Origin of the sequence: Rhizobium sp. PDO1-076 (assembly GCF_000247475.1) — a bacterium.
Taxonomy (GTDB): Bacteria; Pseudomonadota; Alphaproteobacteria; order Rhizobiales; family Rhizobiaceae; genus Allorhizobium.
In genome coordinates this window covers 16,644-31,082 of sequence record NZ_AHZC01000397.1, presented here as the reverse complement: position 1 = coordinate 31,082, position 14,439 = coordinate 16,644, and the positions used below count along the sequence as shown (strand labels likewise).

General features: G+C 62.1%; 13 protein-coding genes. 4 read left to right on the top strand and 9 right to left on the bottom strand.

Features of this window, described 5'->3' with window-relative positions:
* Positions 1–10: 10 nt before the first annotated feature.
* Positions 11–844, bottom strand: coding sequence for a TrmH family RNA methyltransferase (locus PDO_RS20455; RefSeq protein ID WP_007606363.1), 834 nt, complete (start codon positions 842–844; stop codon positions 11–13).
* Between the two features lie 6 nt (positions 845–850).
* On the bottom strand, positions 851–1,240 hold the full coding sequence (locus PDO_RS20450) for a hypothetical protein (RefSeq protein ID WP_007606361.1): 390 nt from the start codon (positions 1,238–1,240) through the stop codon (positions 851–853).
* Positions 1,241–1,425: 185 nt separating this feature from the next.
* Here PDO_RS20450 and PDO_RS20445 point away from each other — a divergent pair, with 185 nt between their 5' ends.
* Positions 1,426–2,451 carry an RluA family pseudouridine synthase gene (locus PDO_RS20445; RefSeq protein ID WP_007606360.1) on the top strand — a complete coding sequence of 342 codons (1,026 nt, stop codon included), beginning with the start codon at positions 1,426–1,428 and terminating at the stop codon, positions 2,449–2,451.
* Between the two features lie 26 nt (positions 2,452–2,477).
* Here PDO_RS20445 and PDO_RS20440 read toward each other — a convergent pair whose 3' ends face one another.
* On the bottom strand, positions 2,478–3,359 hold the full coding sequence (locus PDO_RS20440) for a DMT family transporter (protein WP_007606358.1): 882 nt from the start codon (positions 3,357–3,359) through the stop codon (positions 2,478–2,480).
* 212 nt (positions 3,360–3,571) lie between these two features.
* Here PDO_RS20440 and PDO_RS20435 point away from each other — a divergent pair, with 212 nt between their 5' ends.
* Both PDO_RS20435 and rpoH read left to right on the top strand, forming a co-directional pair.
* On the top strand, positions 3,572–4,807 hold the full coding sequence (locus PDO_RS20435; protein ID WP_007606356.1) for an NAD(P)/FAD-dependent oxidoreductase: 1,236 nt from the start codon (positions 3,572–3,574) through the stop codon (positions 4,805–4,807).
* A 174-nt stretch (positions 4,808–4,981) separates the two neighbouring features.
* Positions 4,982–5,884, top strand: coding sequence for an RNA polymerase sigma factor RpoH (gene rpoH, locus PDO_RS20430; protein WP_007606354.1), 903 nt, complete (start codon positions 4,982–4,984; stop codon positions 5,882–5,884).
* Positions 5,885–5,956: 72 nt separating this feature from the next.
* Here the strand turns inward: rpoH and PDO_RS20425 are convergent, their stop codons facing one another.
* Together PDO_RS20425 and PDO_RS20420 are read right to left on the bottom strand one after the other, a co-directional pair.
* Positions 5,957–8,362 (bottom strand): hypothetical protein, encoded by a 2,406-nt coding sequence (locus PDO_RS20425; RefSeq protein ID WP_007606353.1) that lies wholly within the window; start codon positions 8,360–8,362, stop codon positions 5,957–5,959.
* A 59-nt stretch (positions 8,363–8,421) separates the two neighbouring features.
* Positions 8,422–9,720, bottom strand: coding sequence for an adenylosuccinate synthase (locus tag PDO_RS20420; RefSeq protein ID WP_007606351.1), 1,299 nt, complete (start codon positions 9,718–9,720; stop codon positions 8,422–8,424).
* Positions 9,721–9,933: 213 nt separating this feature from the next.
* Between PDO_RS20420 and PDO_RS20415 the strand changes: the two genes are divergently transcribed.
* Entirely contained in the window at positions 9,934–10,824 is an 891-nt protein-coding gene (locus tag PDO_RS20415; protein WP_458574665.1) for a DMT family transporter, read from the top strand.
* Between the two features lie 136 nt (positions 10,825–10,960).
* On the opposite strand, the gene PDO_RS28070 is transcribed toward PDO_RS20415, so the two are convergent.
* The 4 genes from PDO_RS28070 to PDO_RS20395 form a co-directional block, all read right to left on the bottom strand.
* Positions 10,961–11,317: a hypothetical protein gene (locus PDO_RS28070; protein WP_007606343.1), complete on the bottom strand. Its 357-nt coding sequence runs from the start codon at positions 11,315–11,317 to the stop codon at positions 10,961–10,963.
* A gap of 100 nt (positions 11,318–11,417) precedes the next feature.
* A complete protein-coding gene (locus tag PDO_RS20405; RefSeq protein WP_007606341.1) occupies positions 11,418–11,816 on the bottom strand; it encodes a DUF1236 domain-containing protein in 399 nt (132 codons plus the stop codon).
* A 199-nt stretch (positions 11,817–12,015) separates the two neighbouring features.
* Positions 12,016–12,921, bottom strand: a complete 906-nt coding sequence (locus tag PDO_RS20400; protein WP_007606339.1) for a DMT family transporter — start codon at positions 12,919–12,921, stop codon at positions 12,016–12,018.
* A gap of 39 nt (positions 12,922–12,960) precedes the next feature.
* Complete coding sequence (locus PDO_RS20395) at positions 12,961–14,388, bottom strand: aldehyde dehydrogenase family protein (protein ID WP_007606337.1); 1,428 nt, start codon at positions 14,386–14,388, stop codon at positions 12,961–12,963.
* Between the last annotated feature and the right edge of the window lie 51 nt (positions 14,389–14,439).

Sequence of the window (14,439 nt, the reverse complement as noted above, 5' to 3'; positions counted from 1 at the left end):
GATCAGGAATTCAGCCAAGCCTGCCCATCGCCCGGGAGAGATGGTAGAGCGCGATCCCGCTTGCCGTACCGACATTCAGGCTGTCGAGGCCAGGCGCCTGCGCAATGCGGGCTGACTGGAAGCGATCGAGGATAGACGCCGACAGCCCCTCTCCCTCAGTGCCCATGACCAGCGCAACGCGCCGCCCCGGCCTGATCTCTCCGATCTCAACACTGCCCGACGGTGACAAAGCCCAGATCTCGAACCCGGCTTCGGCAAGCGTACCCAGCAGGGCCTCCGCCGAGCCCTGCCGGCTATAGGGGGTCGTCAACACCGAACCGACAGAAACGCGCAGTGCCTTCCGGTACAGCGGATCGCAGCAGGTCTCGTCCAGCAGCACGGCATCGGCTATAAAGCCGGCAGCATTGCGAAACAGCGAGCCGATATTGTCGTGATTGGAAATGCCGCAGCCAACCAGCACCAGTGCATGCTCCGGCAACGCCGCCACGTGTGCTGCAAGTGCAGGCGGCTCATGGCGGCAGCCGACCGCCAGAACGCCGCGATGCAGGTGGAAGCCGGCAATCGCATCGAGGACACTTCCTTCCGCGACATACACAGGAACATCGGCGGCAAACTGGGTCAAAAGAGTGGAAACACCCTCCACCCGGTTTTTCAGCAGCAGGATCTTTTCTGCCCGCACCCCGCGGTCAGCCAGATGCGCTTTTGCCAGCATCGACAGCACGACCGTACCTTCGGCGATGAACCGGCCCTGACGGCCGGTCAGATCACGCTCCCTGATCGACGAAAATTCGGCAATCCTCGGATCGGCCGGATCGGTGATCTCGATCAGATGGGCAGCGGCCATCAGAGCTCAGTTTCCGCCAAGCGTAATGTCGGCAATGACGCGCCCGACAGAAAGGTCGAGAACCAGCGCCTTGCGTTCCGCAGAAGCGGTTTCGCCGTAGATCAGGATCTGGTTGCCGGACAGCGAGGTCGACACGACCTTGAAACCGGCCGGCAGGTTCGCGGTCAGCGCCAGGGGCTGATCGGACGGCACCAGAAATGGCGTCGTCTGCGCGGCAACCGGCTGCTTTCCGTCACTGCGGGTCAGCTTGTAGGCGATCGCCACCAGCACGGCCATGAACATCACCGCCATGATACCGCCCGAGATCAGCTGTAGCTTGATCATCTTGCGCCTTACGCCTTCCATGACCGGATCCAGCGGCTTTTCGTCCTGGTTTTCTTGATCGAGATGAGACATGGCAGCAGTCTTTTTCCTAGCGGTTCGCAGTCAGGTTCGCAGTCAAACAGGCACCTTCCCTGATGCGAACCATTCAGGGAAAATCAGCCAAGCGCTGTGGCTGTCGATTGTGGAAGGCGAAAACCTGTGCCAAATGGCACCAGACACCTGCCGCACCGCCGGGTGTTCTCACACGGGATGACATTATGAACGACCCCTTTAACGAAGCAGCCGCGCCAATGAAAGAGCTGATTGCCGGCGAAGATGCCGAAGGCAGGCTCGATGCGTGGCTGACCGCACAGTTGGAGGGTGAGTTTTCCCGCAACCGGGTAAAGGCGCTGATCGAACAGGGCGCGATCAAGATCAATGGCCAGGCCGTCACCGAACCCAAGCGCAAGATCAAGCCCGGCGACACCCTGACGATCGAACTGCCCGAACCCGAAGATCCGGAACCCAAGGGCGAAAACATCCCGCTCGACGTGCTGTATGAAGACGCCGACCTGATCGTCATCGCCAAGCCGCCCGGCCTCGTCGTGCATCCGGGCGCCGGCAACTGGACCGGCACGCTGGTTAATGCGCTGATCTATCATTGCGGCGACAGCCTCTCGGGCATCGGCGGCGTCAAGCGTCCCGGCATCGTCCATCGTCTCGACAAGGACACGTCCGGCGTCATGGTCGTCGCCAAGAACGACCTCGCTCACCGCCACCTGGCCGACCAGTTTGCCGACCATGGCCGCACCGGGCCTCTGGAGCGCGCTTACCGGGCGATTGTCTGGGGTCGTCCACGCACACTGACAGGTACGATCGACGCGCCGCTTGGCCGCGCCGGCGACCGAACCAAGCGCACGGTGAAGAAGGAAGACACCGACGACGCGCGCGAGGCCATCACCCACTACACCGTGATCGAGCGTTATGGCGAAAAACCGGACGCGACCTGCCTCGCCTCATTGGTCGAATGCCGGCTCGAAACCGGCCGTACCCACCAGATCCGCGTGCATATGGCTCATATCGGCCATCCGCTGATCGGTGACCAGGATTACGGCATGGCCTTCAAGACCAAGGTCAACCTGCTGCCCGACGCCGCCAAGGCGATCGTCAACGGCTTCCACCGCCAGGCCCTGCATGCCTACCTGCTGGCCTTCGAACACCCGAGCACCGGCGAAACCATGCATTTTGAGGCGCCCATTCCGGAAGACCTGCAAACCGTCATCGAAGCCCTGCAAGCCATGTGATCGCTCATTCCCCGCGGCAGAGCCGATCAGTTGTCGGCGGGGGCCACAGAGCCGGCCGCCGTCCACCTGGCCGACAGGATGTGAATGCAGACCGCCGCCAGCACGATCACGCCGCCGATCAGCGTCGTATCCGCCGGCGTATCGCCGACGAACAGCCAGACCCAAAAAGGTGCAAGCGGCGCATCGAGCGCCCCGATCAGTGCCGATTCCACCGGCGGCAGGTAACGCGACCCGATGGTCAGCAGCAGGAAGCCAAGGGAAAAGGCAAACACCCCGAAGACAAGCACGACCAGCAGGTCATGCGACGACACGGCAAGCGGACTAGCCAATGGCAGCGCCACCGCTGCACTCATCAGGCAGGAGACAATGGTACTCGGCAAGGCCGGCTTGTCGGGATGACGCCGGACCAGCACGGTCCAGAGTGCCACCATGAACGTCATGGCAAAGGCAAGCGCATCGCCGGCCAGTGTCCCCTCCTCGCCACTGCCGATCATCACCAGGACACCGGCCAGCGCCACGCCGCTGGCAACAAGTGCAGACCGGCTCGGGCGCTCGCCCAGAATGAGGAAAGCAAGGCCAGCAGAGACAAACGGACACGTGGCAAAGATAATCGCGACATGGGCCACCGATGTCGTGTAGAGCGCGCCGATGAACAGCATGGCGCAGGCGGCCGATGTTGCGCAGATCACCAGGCCTGACCAGCCAAGCCGCGCAAAATCGGCAAAGACCCGGCCCCTGGCGCTCGCCAGCAGGCAGACCAGCAGGAATACACTGGCGATCGCGCCGCGCAGGAACAGAAGTGTCGGCCCGTCGATCGCGACTAGACGCGTCATCAGGCCCGCCGTGCTCAGCGCGACGGTCGCAATCGTCACCGCAAGCAGCCCCTGCGCATAGGAAGACAATGTCACGCGGGACCTCCGGTATTAGACGACAATTGTGATCTAGCACAACGCTACTGACACCGCTCTGGCAACAGGAAAACCCACCGGCGCAGACAGCAGGGTGTGGAAATCCGGTAGGTCGGCGGAATTTTCGCAAGCCTGACGAAACCCCCTTGCCGCGAGCGCGTTGTCGGGGGAACAGAGGCAGCCCTTTTGCTGCCTGGGCAAGGGGATTCCGTATGAGTGACCGTGGCAAGACGATCAACAGATCGCGCGATTTGCGCAGCGCCAGACCGTTCTGGAGTGCCACACCCAACATAACCGTAGACGCCGCCAGCAAGGCCAGCCGCAAAGAGTATGATGCGATCATCATCGGGGCCGGCATCAGCGGCGCCTTGATGGCCGAGGCGCTGTCGCGGCGCAAGCTGCGCATCCTGATTGTCGATCGGCGCGATCCCGTCCGTGGCAGCACAATGGCCAGTACGGCGATGATCCAGCACGAGATCGACACGCCTTTGCACGAACTGTCGCAGATGATCGGCGACAAGCACGCCGCCCGTGCCTGGCGGCGCTCTGCGGCATCGGTTGCCCGCCTGTCCGAGCTGGTCAAGGAATTGCAGCTGGATTGCAGCTTCGAGGCACGCAAGACCCTCTATGTCTCTGGCGACAGCTACGGCTTGCGCGCGCTGAAACAGGAAGCCGAGATGCGCAGCGCCATCGGCCTCGATGCCGAGTATCTGAACGGCGCCGCGCTGGCCGAGCGCTTCGGCATTGATCGCACCGCCGCCATCGTCTCAAACTGTTCGGCGTCCGCCAATCCGGCACAGTTGACGGCTGGCCTGCTGCAGGTCGCCGTCAGCCGCGGCGTCGAGATCGTCTCGCCGCTGACGATCACCGACTACAAGGAAACGCGCGACGGCGTGGTGGTGGCAACCAGCGAAGGCGAATTGCTGACCACGGCCGACCTGATCGCCTGCACCGGATACGAATACCTGACCAAGTTGGAGAGCAAGTCGCACCAGGTCATCTCGACCTGGGCCATCGCCTCGCAACCCAATACGCCGCGCCCTGAATGGCTGAAGGACTTTCTCGTCTGGGAAGGCTCCGATCCCTACCTCTACTTCCGCTCGACCCCAGACGGCCGCATCATTGCCGGCGGTGAAGACGAAATCGACCCGCTCGCCCATCAGGATCCGGCCAAGGCGAAGCAGAAATTTGCAAAAATCGCTGACAAACTGCGCGACATGGTCGGCATCGACATCGGCAAACCCGCCTATGGCTGGTCCGCCCCCTTCGGCACGACCACGACCGGCCTGCCGATCATCGATCGCCTGCCCGGCACCGAGCATGTCCACGCCATCATGGGTTTCGGTGGCAATGGCATCACCTTCTCCACGATTGCAGCCGAGATCCTAGCCAATCGCCTAGGCGGGAAAAAGGATGCCGACCAGGATCTGTTCCGCTATCCGGAATGACCGTTTGGCGCTTGCACGCCGGGGCAACTTCGTCACAGTCTCGTGATGGAACAAACCGCTTGAAACGCGGTTTTGCCATACTTATTTGTTAGCTGGATTTCTGTGGGAAAGAGACAGATCCACGGAGATTGGGCTCGCCGATATAGGGAGCCCCGCACAAGAAGGGGGTGCTTTATGGCCCGCAATAGTTTGCCCAGCATTACAGCCGGCGAAGCCGGTCTCAATCGTTATCTGGATGAAATCCGCAAATTTCCGATGTTGGAGCCGCAGGAAGAGTACATGCTCGCGAAACGTTACGCTGAGCATGGCGACCGCGACGCCGCACACCGCATGGTGACCAGCCATCTTCGTCTCGTGGCGAAGATTGCCATGGGATATCGTGGCTATGGCCTGCCGATCGGCGAAGTCGTGTCGGAAGGCAATGTCGGCCTGATGCAGGCGGTCAAGAAATTCGACCCGGAACGCGGCTTCCGCCTCGCAACCTATGCCATGTGGTGGATCAAGGCCTCGATCCAGGAGTACATCCTGCGTTCGTGGTCGCTGGTCAAGATGGGCACGACCGCCAACCAGAAGCGCCTGTTCTTCAACCTGCGCCGCCTCAAGGGCAAGATCCAGGCGATCGAGGAAGGCGACCTGAAGCCGGACCAGGTGACGGAAATCGCCACCAAGCTGAAGGTCTCCGAGGAAGAAGTCATCTCGATGAACCGCCGCCTGTCGGGCGACGCATCGCTGAACGCACCCTTACGGGCAAGCGAAGGCGAGAGCGGCCAGTGGCAGGATTGGCTCGTCGACGACCACGAAAGCCAGGAAGCCGTCCTGATCGAACAGGACGAGCTCGAAACCCGCCGCCGCATGCTGGCGCGTGCCATGAGCGTTCTGAACGAGCGCGAACGCCGCATCTTCGAGGCCCGTCGCCTGGCTGAAGACCCGGTCACGTTGGAAGAGCTGTCGTCGGAATTCGACATCAGCCGCGAACGCGTCCGCCAGATCGAGGTCCGCGCCTTTGAAAAGGTCCAGGAAGCCGTTCAGAAGGATGCTCTGGAACGTGCCAAGGCCCTGCGCGTCGTCGAAGCCTGAGGCCAAAAATCCGCAACTAAAAACCGGGTGTGTCGCCACACCCGGTTTTATTTTGCCTGAATGACAGGTCGTTTAGTTTCCGGCAGGGGCCGCAAGCGCCGCCCATTCCTTCATCACCTGGGTAAACACCGCAGCGCCATCCGTCCCCTTGTCCAGGGTCAGCAGCGCACGCCGTCCATTTCGGTAGATGACAGGAATGTCGATCCAGCCGCGGGTCGCGAGCAGGTCGAGATTGCGTTTCACCACATCCTCGAAATCGTTCAACGCCACCAGATAGGTGTCATCGGTGACCTTGGCCGAAACCGCGACCAGAGGGTCGCCGCGATCCTGCTCCGTACGCTTCATCGCGATGCGCTGCAGGTTCTCGATTGCGCCGCCTTCGAAATCCGGTGGCACCGAGAAGACAACCTCGATGATATGGCTTGCCGGCAACGAACTGTCGGCATTACGCTTGATCGTCACCAGTGCCGACATGCCGCGTTCCGGCACATTGATCCTGCCCTGGATCTGAGGATTGGGCTTGCCGTCTTCGCCGGTTTCGCGCACCGCAGACCATGTGATGGTTCCGGGCACGGCAACCGGTGTCGTCTGACCAAGCTTCTCCTCGTAGAGGAAAGCCTTGTCACCCGACAGGGCCGCAGCCGTGCTGCCGGCTGCCGGCGGGTTCTGCGTCGGCGCGGGCGCGGTCGAGGGCGGAGCATCACCCGGCTCTACCGTCGAGGCCAGCGTCTGGGCAGACACCGAGCGTCCTTCAGCGGGAGCATCGGCGGCAACGGTTGCACCTGCGCCGGCATCCGTCTCCGTCCCGTCGGCCAGCAGCCTCTGGGTGAACTTCTGACCGCTGACGGCTCCGTCTTCGGTCGTCGCAGCAGGTGCTGGCGTTGTCGTCGGCTGCTCGGTCGTTGCAGCAGGCGTCGTCGCCGCCGGATCGCTGTCAACGGGCGGTGTCGTCGCGGTGTCCGTGGTCGATGCGGAAGAGCCGGTCAGACTGGAGACCATCTCGCCCATCTCGCCGCGATAGGTCCAGGCAGCAAAGCCTCCGCCAACCACGAGAATGGCGCCGAGTACGCCAAAGATCAGGGGGGCGAAATTGCGTGGCTTCTTCGGCTCGAGCCGGTAGGCGCCGTAGGCATCCGGTTCGCCCGAAGGCTCGACCGCTTCACCTTCGGCATGCGTCGAGAATGTCGACAGCTGGTCGTCCCATTCACCGCCTGCAGGCAAGACGGCAGCAGCCTCGACCGACGTCGGCGGAACCTTGCTCAGGTCACCTGCCGTATCGTTGAACCACTGGCTGAAATCTTCGCTCTCGACCTTTGCCGGATAGGCAGTGGCAGGCTCCGAACCATAGGCAGCATCGCCAAGCAGGATGTCGTGCGGATCGTTTGCGACTGAAGTGGTTTCGGTTCTTTCCGGATCATAGGCCGGAAAGCCGCTGGCCGGTGTGAACGAAATCGCCGACGGCTCTGCCGTTACTTCGGGAAGTTCATGCGGATCGAATGCCGGGCGTTCTGCACCGATCTCCGGAAGATCCCAGCTGGCTGTGGGGATGGCCGGTTGGCCCGATTCCGGATTGCGATCGGCAAGCCAGTCATCGACAGCATCGACCACCGGCGCACGCGCAACCGCTGCATCATTCTCATAGGTCGCAGCAGCTTGAGTCGCGTGGCTTTCTTCGTCCCAGATCAGCGATGCGGGGTCGTCGCCCGGTTGCCACGCACGCGGTTCGTCAACAACACCTTCGGGTGCGTCTGGCTCTGCGGCGGCAGGCGTCTCGTAGTAATGCTCGGGCTCCGGAGCGGGCTCTGGTACCGGCTCCTGTTCCGGCTCGGATGCAAACGGCTCATCGTCAACGGACGGCGCATAATAGTCCGGCGTCTCGACGACCTCGGCATGCGGCTCGTCAGCAGCGGCATAAGCCGGCTCTTCCCAGACCTGCGGCGCAGAATACGGCTCCGGCACATCAGCTTCGACCGGCTCTGCAACCGGCTCGAACGCTGGCGCGTCAGCCGGCTCCAAAGGCCGTTCATCCGCCATATGCGCATCGGCCCAGTCATCGCCGCTGGCGACCGGAGCCTCGGGCTCGGCCGTCGTCGCATCGTTCGCCACAGTTTCCGGCTCATGATACGCGCTGGCGTCATCGGGATGCGCAGAGGTTTCGGCCTCCGGCTCTTCCTGGCTCCATGCGGGATGTTCGGCTGCGACGGCAGTTTCCACAACTGGATCGGCCGCAGGCTCATCAGCCAAAGCCTCATCGGCCGCAGGCAAGGCCTCGGCATGCTCCGCTTCAACCTCGAGAATCGCGGCATCCAGCTTGGAGAGCTGGCGTTGCAGCATTTGCTCCGGTGGACGCGGCGACATGTTCTCGAGCTGCCGGACCACGGCAGCGCGTGCCTTCTCATAGACCTTCGCGCGCATCTCCGGAGTATTGTTCGACAGGCCGTCCACGGCCCGTCGAATCACTGCGATAAAGTCAGCCATCAGCACTTTCTCTTGATCGCCGATCCGGGGTGGACCAGCAAAACACTAACAGAATCTTATTAATCCTCGAAAGGGTCTGTCACAAGTATGGTGTCGTCGCGTTCTGGGCTGGTCGACAGCAAAGCCACCGGCGCACCGATCAGCTCCTCGACCTGACGGACATACTTGATCGCCTGAGCCGGCAAATCCGCCCATTTGCGGGCGCCGACGGTCGATTCCTTCCAGCCTTCGAGCGTGATGTAGATCGGCTCGACGCGCGCCTGGGCAGCCTGCGCTGCCGGCAGATAGTCGATTTCCTGGCCGTCCAGCTTGTAGCCGACGCAGATTTTCAGCTCTTCCAGCCCGTCGAGAACGTCGAGTTTGGTCAGCGCGATGCCGGTGATTCCATTTGTGGCGACAGACTGGCGCACCAGTGCAGCATCGAACCAGCCGCAACGGCGCTTGCGGCCCGTCACGGTACCGAACTCATGGCCCTTCTCGCCGAGGAACTGGCCGATCTCGTCGGTCAGTTCGGTCGGGAACGGACCTTCGCCGACGCGGGTCGTGTAAGCCTTGGTGATGCCGAGGATATAGCCGAGCGAGCCGGGACCCATGCCGGAACCGGCAGCGGCCTGGCCGGCAACCGTGTTCGACGAGGTCACAAACGGATATGTGCCGTGGTCGATGTCGAGCAGCGAGCCCTGCGCGCCTTCAAACAGGATGCGCGACCCCTTGCGGCGCTCGATGTCGAGCAGACGCCAGACGCTGTCCATGAAGGGCAGGACGCGTTCCGCGATCGAGGAAAGTTCCTCCATGATCGTCTTGTGCTCGACTTCCACGGCGCCGAAGCCACGGCGCAGGGCATTGTGGTGCGTGAGGATGCGCTCGACCTTGCCGCCCAGTGCGTCCAGATCGGCCAGATCCATCACGCGGATGGCGCGACGACCGACTTTGTCTTCATAAGCAGGGCCGATGCCGCGACGGGTGGTGCCGATCTTGGTGCCGCTGTTGGAGGCAGCGTCCTCGCGCATGCCGTCCAGTTCGCGGTGCAGCGACAGAATCAGCGTGGCATTTTCGGCGATTCGCAGATTGTCCGGGGTCACTTCGACGCCCTGGTCCTTCAGGCGGCCGATTTCGGCGATCAGCGCATGCGGATCAACGACCACGCCATTGCCGATCACCGCCTTCTTGCCCGGGCGCACTACACCCGACGGCAGGAGCGACAGCTTGTAGGAGACGCCGTCGATGACGAGCGTGTGGCCAGCATTGTGTCCGCCCTGGAAGCGAACCACGATGTCCGCACGTTCGGAGAGCCAGTCGACAATCTTGCCCTTGCCCTCGTCACCCCATTGCGAACCAATCACCACGACATTCGTCATTTCGTAATCCTGTCTATCGCGCAACGCTGCGCTCTACCCAAACCCGCGCATCTATACTGTGTTGTTTTTCGGAAATCGACCCGTATTGACGCGTGATTTGGCTTTTTGCGTGACAAAGCGGCAGCCCTCCCCTATTTCCGACACCATTCGCGCTTGAACAGTTGAGCAGGCTGCTTCGTCAAGGCGCGGTTCATGCCGGGAATTGTGATGCCTCTGTCCATTCGCTGTTATGTCTATCTGGTCATCACCACCTTGCTATGGGGTGGTAATACGGTTGCCGGCAAGCTCGCGCTCGGCCATGTTAGTCCCATGGTGCTGAGCTTCGGCCGCTGGGCTCTCGCAGCAGGCCTGATCATCTCGATCTCGGTGCCGCAAATCCGCAAGGACTGGCCGGTCCTCAAGGCCAACTGGATGCTGCTCGTGGCCTATGGCGCGGTCGGCTACGCCGCATTCAACGGCTTTCTCTATACGGCACTGAAATACACCAGCGCCGTCAACGGGGCCATCGAGCAGGGCGCCATACCGGTGCTGATCTTCGTCATCAATTTCCTGCTCTTCCGCATTCCCGTTTCCAAGGTACAGATCCTTGGGTTCCTGATCAGCTTTATCGGCGCGGCCCTGACCGCCTCGCACGGCAACCTGATGACCCTGCTGACGCTGTCACTGAACTACGGTGACCTGATCATGCTGTTTGCCGGCCTCAGCTACGCCGTCTACACGATCGCCCTGCGCTGGAAGCCGGCCGTGCACTGGAAGAGCCTGATGGCAGGGCCAGCCCTTGCCGCCGCCCTCACCTGCCTGCCGCTGCTCTATTGGGAGGCTGGAAATGCAGAGATGATCCTGCCTGACACGCGCGGCTGGCTGATCATTCTCTATTGCGCGGTCTTTCCGTCGCTGATCTCGCAGATTCTCTACATCAAGGGCGTCGAAGGCATCGGCGCCAACCGTGCCGGTCTGTTCATCAATCTCGTCCCGGTGTTCGGAACACTGTTGTCGATCAGCCTGCTCGGCGAAACGCTCGAACTCTTCCACATCATCGCCCTGGCGCTTGTGCTTGGGGGTATCGCCATTGCCGAATGGGGCAAGCCGGCCAAGGTGAACTAGGGAGCGATCTTGCTCCGGATCGGATTGCGCTCATCCACATTGGCTGATCGAGCCTGGACTCGGGGTGGATCGACAGGGCAAATCAAGACCACGAGTAAACGAGCCGGCCATCTCGGCCGGCTCGTCTGCTTTCAGGTTACGGCGTGGTCGGGGCCGCCGCGCCACCGCTAGGGGCGGACGTTGCCGGGGCCGGCGCGGCAGGGGCCGGCTCGGCAGGTGCAGCCGGAGCAACATCAGTGGCCGCCGGAGGGGTCGGAGCCTCGGTGCTTGCGGCCGGCGGCGTCGGTGCCGCGGGCGGCGTTGCTGCCGGTGCCGAGCTTTCCGTGGCCGGCATTGTCGTGGTTTCCCGTTCAGTGGTCGATCCGCCGAACAGCATGAAAGCACCGGCCGCAATGACGACGACAAGCAGCGCCGCGATGGCAACTGCGGTTCCACTCATGCCAGCATTCTGCGTGACGTTTGGCGGGGTGACGTTTGGACGTTGGTCCTGCATGGGTTTTCCTCCTTGGAAAGCGAGGCTCGTCTCGCCAGATGCGCGACAAGCCTCGGCTAGAGATCTAAACGTGGGCGGGAACTTTGTGTTCCATTCTGAATTACTGCACCACGCCGACAACCACGTAGGTCTCGGGGTCAACGATCACACGCTGGTTGTTGACGAAGGCATAGGCGTAAGTCGGATCTTCCGGGATCGGTGTCAGCACGACCTGCTGCGGCAACGGCTGGCCAACAGCGATCCTCTGCTCGACGACAACGGGCTCAACCGGAACCGGCTGCTGGCGTACATAGGTGACGACGGTCGGCGGCGGCGGATCGATAGCAGTCCCGGCGATTGCACCGACCACGCCACCAACGGCGGCACCGACCGGGCCGCCAACGATCGCACCGGTGACCGCGCCACCGGCAGCGCCGGTCATCGTACCTTCCTGAGCAAGTACAGGCGACACAATAGAGCCAAGTACGATAGCTCCGAGAGCAAGCATCTTCGTCTTCATGGCTTCATCCTTTCCGTTTGATTACCATGGACGCTAGAACACCTGGAGATGGAGTTTGTTCCCCACGCTGGATCGTGGAATTTTATAGATGTACAAATCTGCAACACATGCGCCATGCCGAAATCCGCGCATCGGAAATACGAAAAACACGTCAATCAATGGACTTATATTATCTCAGATCTGCGTGCCGACCCCGATGTCAGGGCGCTGGCACCACCGGTACGGCCCGGTTGCGTCGGACTTCGTAGAGAATATGGCCAAACAGCGCCGCCAACACGATCGGGCCACCGATCAGCGTTGCCGGGGACGGGACCTCGTTGAGCACGAGCCAGACCCACAGTGGAGTCAGCGGCACTTCGAGCGCCGTCAACAGGCTGGCATCCGCCGCCGGCAGTCTCCGAGTCGAGGCGGTATACAAAATGAGGCCCATCGCGTTCTGCACGATCGCAAAGATCACGATCAACTGGAGGTCCGGTGCCGAGACAGCCAGCGGCGCGGCAAACCAGAATGTGACGAAGGAGCAGAGCCAGGCCGATCCGGCCATAGCCGGCAACATCGGCACCTCGCGATGTTTGCGCATGACGGTGGCCATCGCACCAACCGAAAGCGTCATCACTGCCGCCAGCAGCTTGCCAAACAGCCCGCTTCCACCGCCGCTGCCGCCATGCCCATCGGTCAGCATCACAAGAACGCCGACCATGGCCACACCGCTGGCGATCAGCGTCGAACGGCTGGGCCGTTCCCCGATGAAAACGAAGGCCAGCGCGGCTGTCACAAACGGTACCGTCGCATAAATCACCATCGCATCGGCGATCGACGTGTAATACATCGATCCGATGCCGGAGATCATGCTGGTTGCCGAAAAGATCGTCGCAAGCAGGCTTGGCCAACCCATGCGGCGCAGGATGCCCGGCACCCGACCCCGTTCCAGGTAGATGAAGAACAGAAACACGCACGTGCCCGAAAACAGGCCGCGCCAGAACAGCATGGTCATCAGGTCGGTGGTGATATGGCGGACGAACAGGCCTGATGAAGACCAGGCAAGTGCAGAAATCGCGCCGAACAGGACGCCAAGTCTGTAGTGACGCTGGTCATCGAGCGTCATGGCAAAGGTGCAGGCAAGAGCATGGACAACATCGGCACCTCAGCCATCCCAGCCGACGATACCCTTGATTTCCAGGAAATCATGGATAGCCCAGTCCGCGTATTCCCGCCCATTGCCTGACTGCTTGTAGCCGCCGAATGGCGCAAACGTGTCCCACTCGGGATAGTTCAGATACACCGAGCCCGCCCGCATCCGGGCCGCGACCTTGCGGGCATGCTCGATATCGCCGGACTGGATATAGGCAGCCAGGCCATAGACGGTGTCATTGGCAATCGCGATCGCCTGCTCTTCCGTCTCATACGGCAGGATTGACAGCACCGGGCCAAAAATCTCCTCGCGCGCAATCGTCATGTCGGGCGAGACGTGGCCAAAGATCGTCGGGCGCACATAGTAGCCGCGATTGAGGTTTTCCGGCCGGCCCGGCCCGCCGGTGACCAGCAGCGCGCCCTCCTCGATGCCCACTTCGATCAGCCGCTGGATCTTGTTGAACTGGATTTCGCTGACCACCGGTCCCAGAACCGTATCCTCGGCCTGCGGATCGCCGACGATGAATGCCTCGGCCACATCGCGGGCAAACAACAGCGCCTCGTCATGCCGGTCTGCGGGTACCAGCATGCGGGTCGGCGCATCGCAGGACTGGCCGGAATTGCCGAAGCAGCCTTCGACGCCCTTGCGCACCGCCGTCTCGAGATCCGCATCCGGCAGGATGATATTGGCCGACTTGCCGCCCAGTTCCTGCGCCACGCGTTTGACTGTTTCGGCTGCGGTCTTCGCAACGATGATTCCGGCCCGCGTCGAGCCGGTAAACGAAACCATGTCGACATCCGGGTGCCCGGCCATGACCTGGCCGACATCCGGGCCGTTGCCGTTAACCATGTTGAACACACCCTTCGGCGTTCCGGCAGCCTCAATGACCTCGGCAAAGATGATGCCCGATATCGGCGCGATTTCCGATGGCTTCAAGACCACGGTGCAGCCGGCAGCAATCGCCGGCGCCACCTTGCAGACGATCTGGTTGAGCGGCCAGTTCCACGGCGTGATCAGGGCGCAGACGCCGATCGGCTCCTTGACCACCATCGTCGAGCCGCGCTTTTCGGAAAATTCGAAACGTTCGAAGGCAGCGATCGTCGCCTCCAGATGCGCCCGCCCCGCCCAGGCCTGGCTTTCGCGTGCAAAGGCAAGCGGCGCGCCCATCTCACGGCTGACGGCAGCAGCAATGTCCTCGTAGCGTTCGTTGTAGATCTCCAGGATGCGCTTGAGCAGCGCCAGCCGCTCGGAACGATCCGTCACCGCAAAGCTCTGGAAGGCCGCTTTCGCCGCCGCCACGGCCCGATCGACATCGGCCTTGCCGCCGACGGAAATCTGCGTGAACGCCTCCTCCGTCGAGGGATCGATCACGTCGAGCAAAGCTGGAACTGCCGGGTCCACCCAAGCGCCGTCGATAAAGAACTTCAAGTGATGGGACATAAGCGCTCCGGAGGGGACATTGCAGGTCATGGCAGGCCTTGGCAGGCGGGC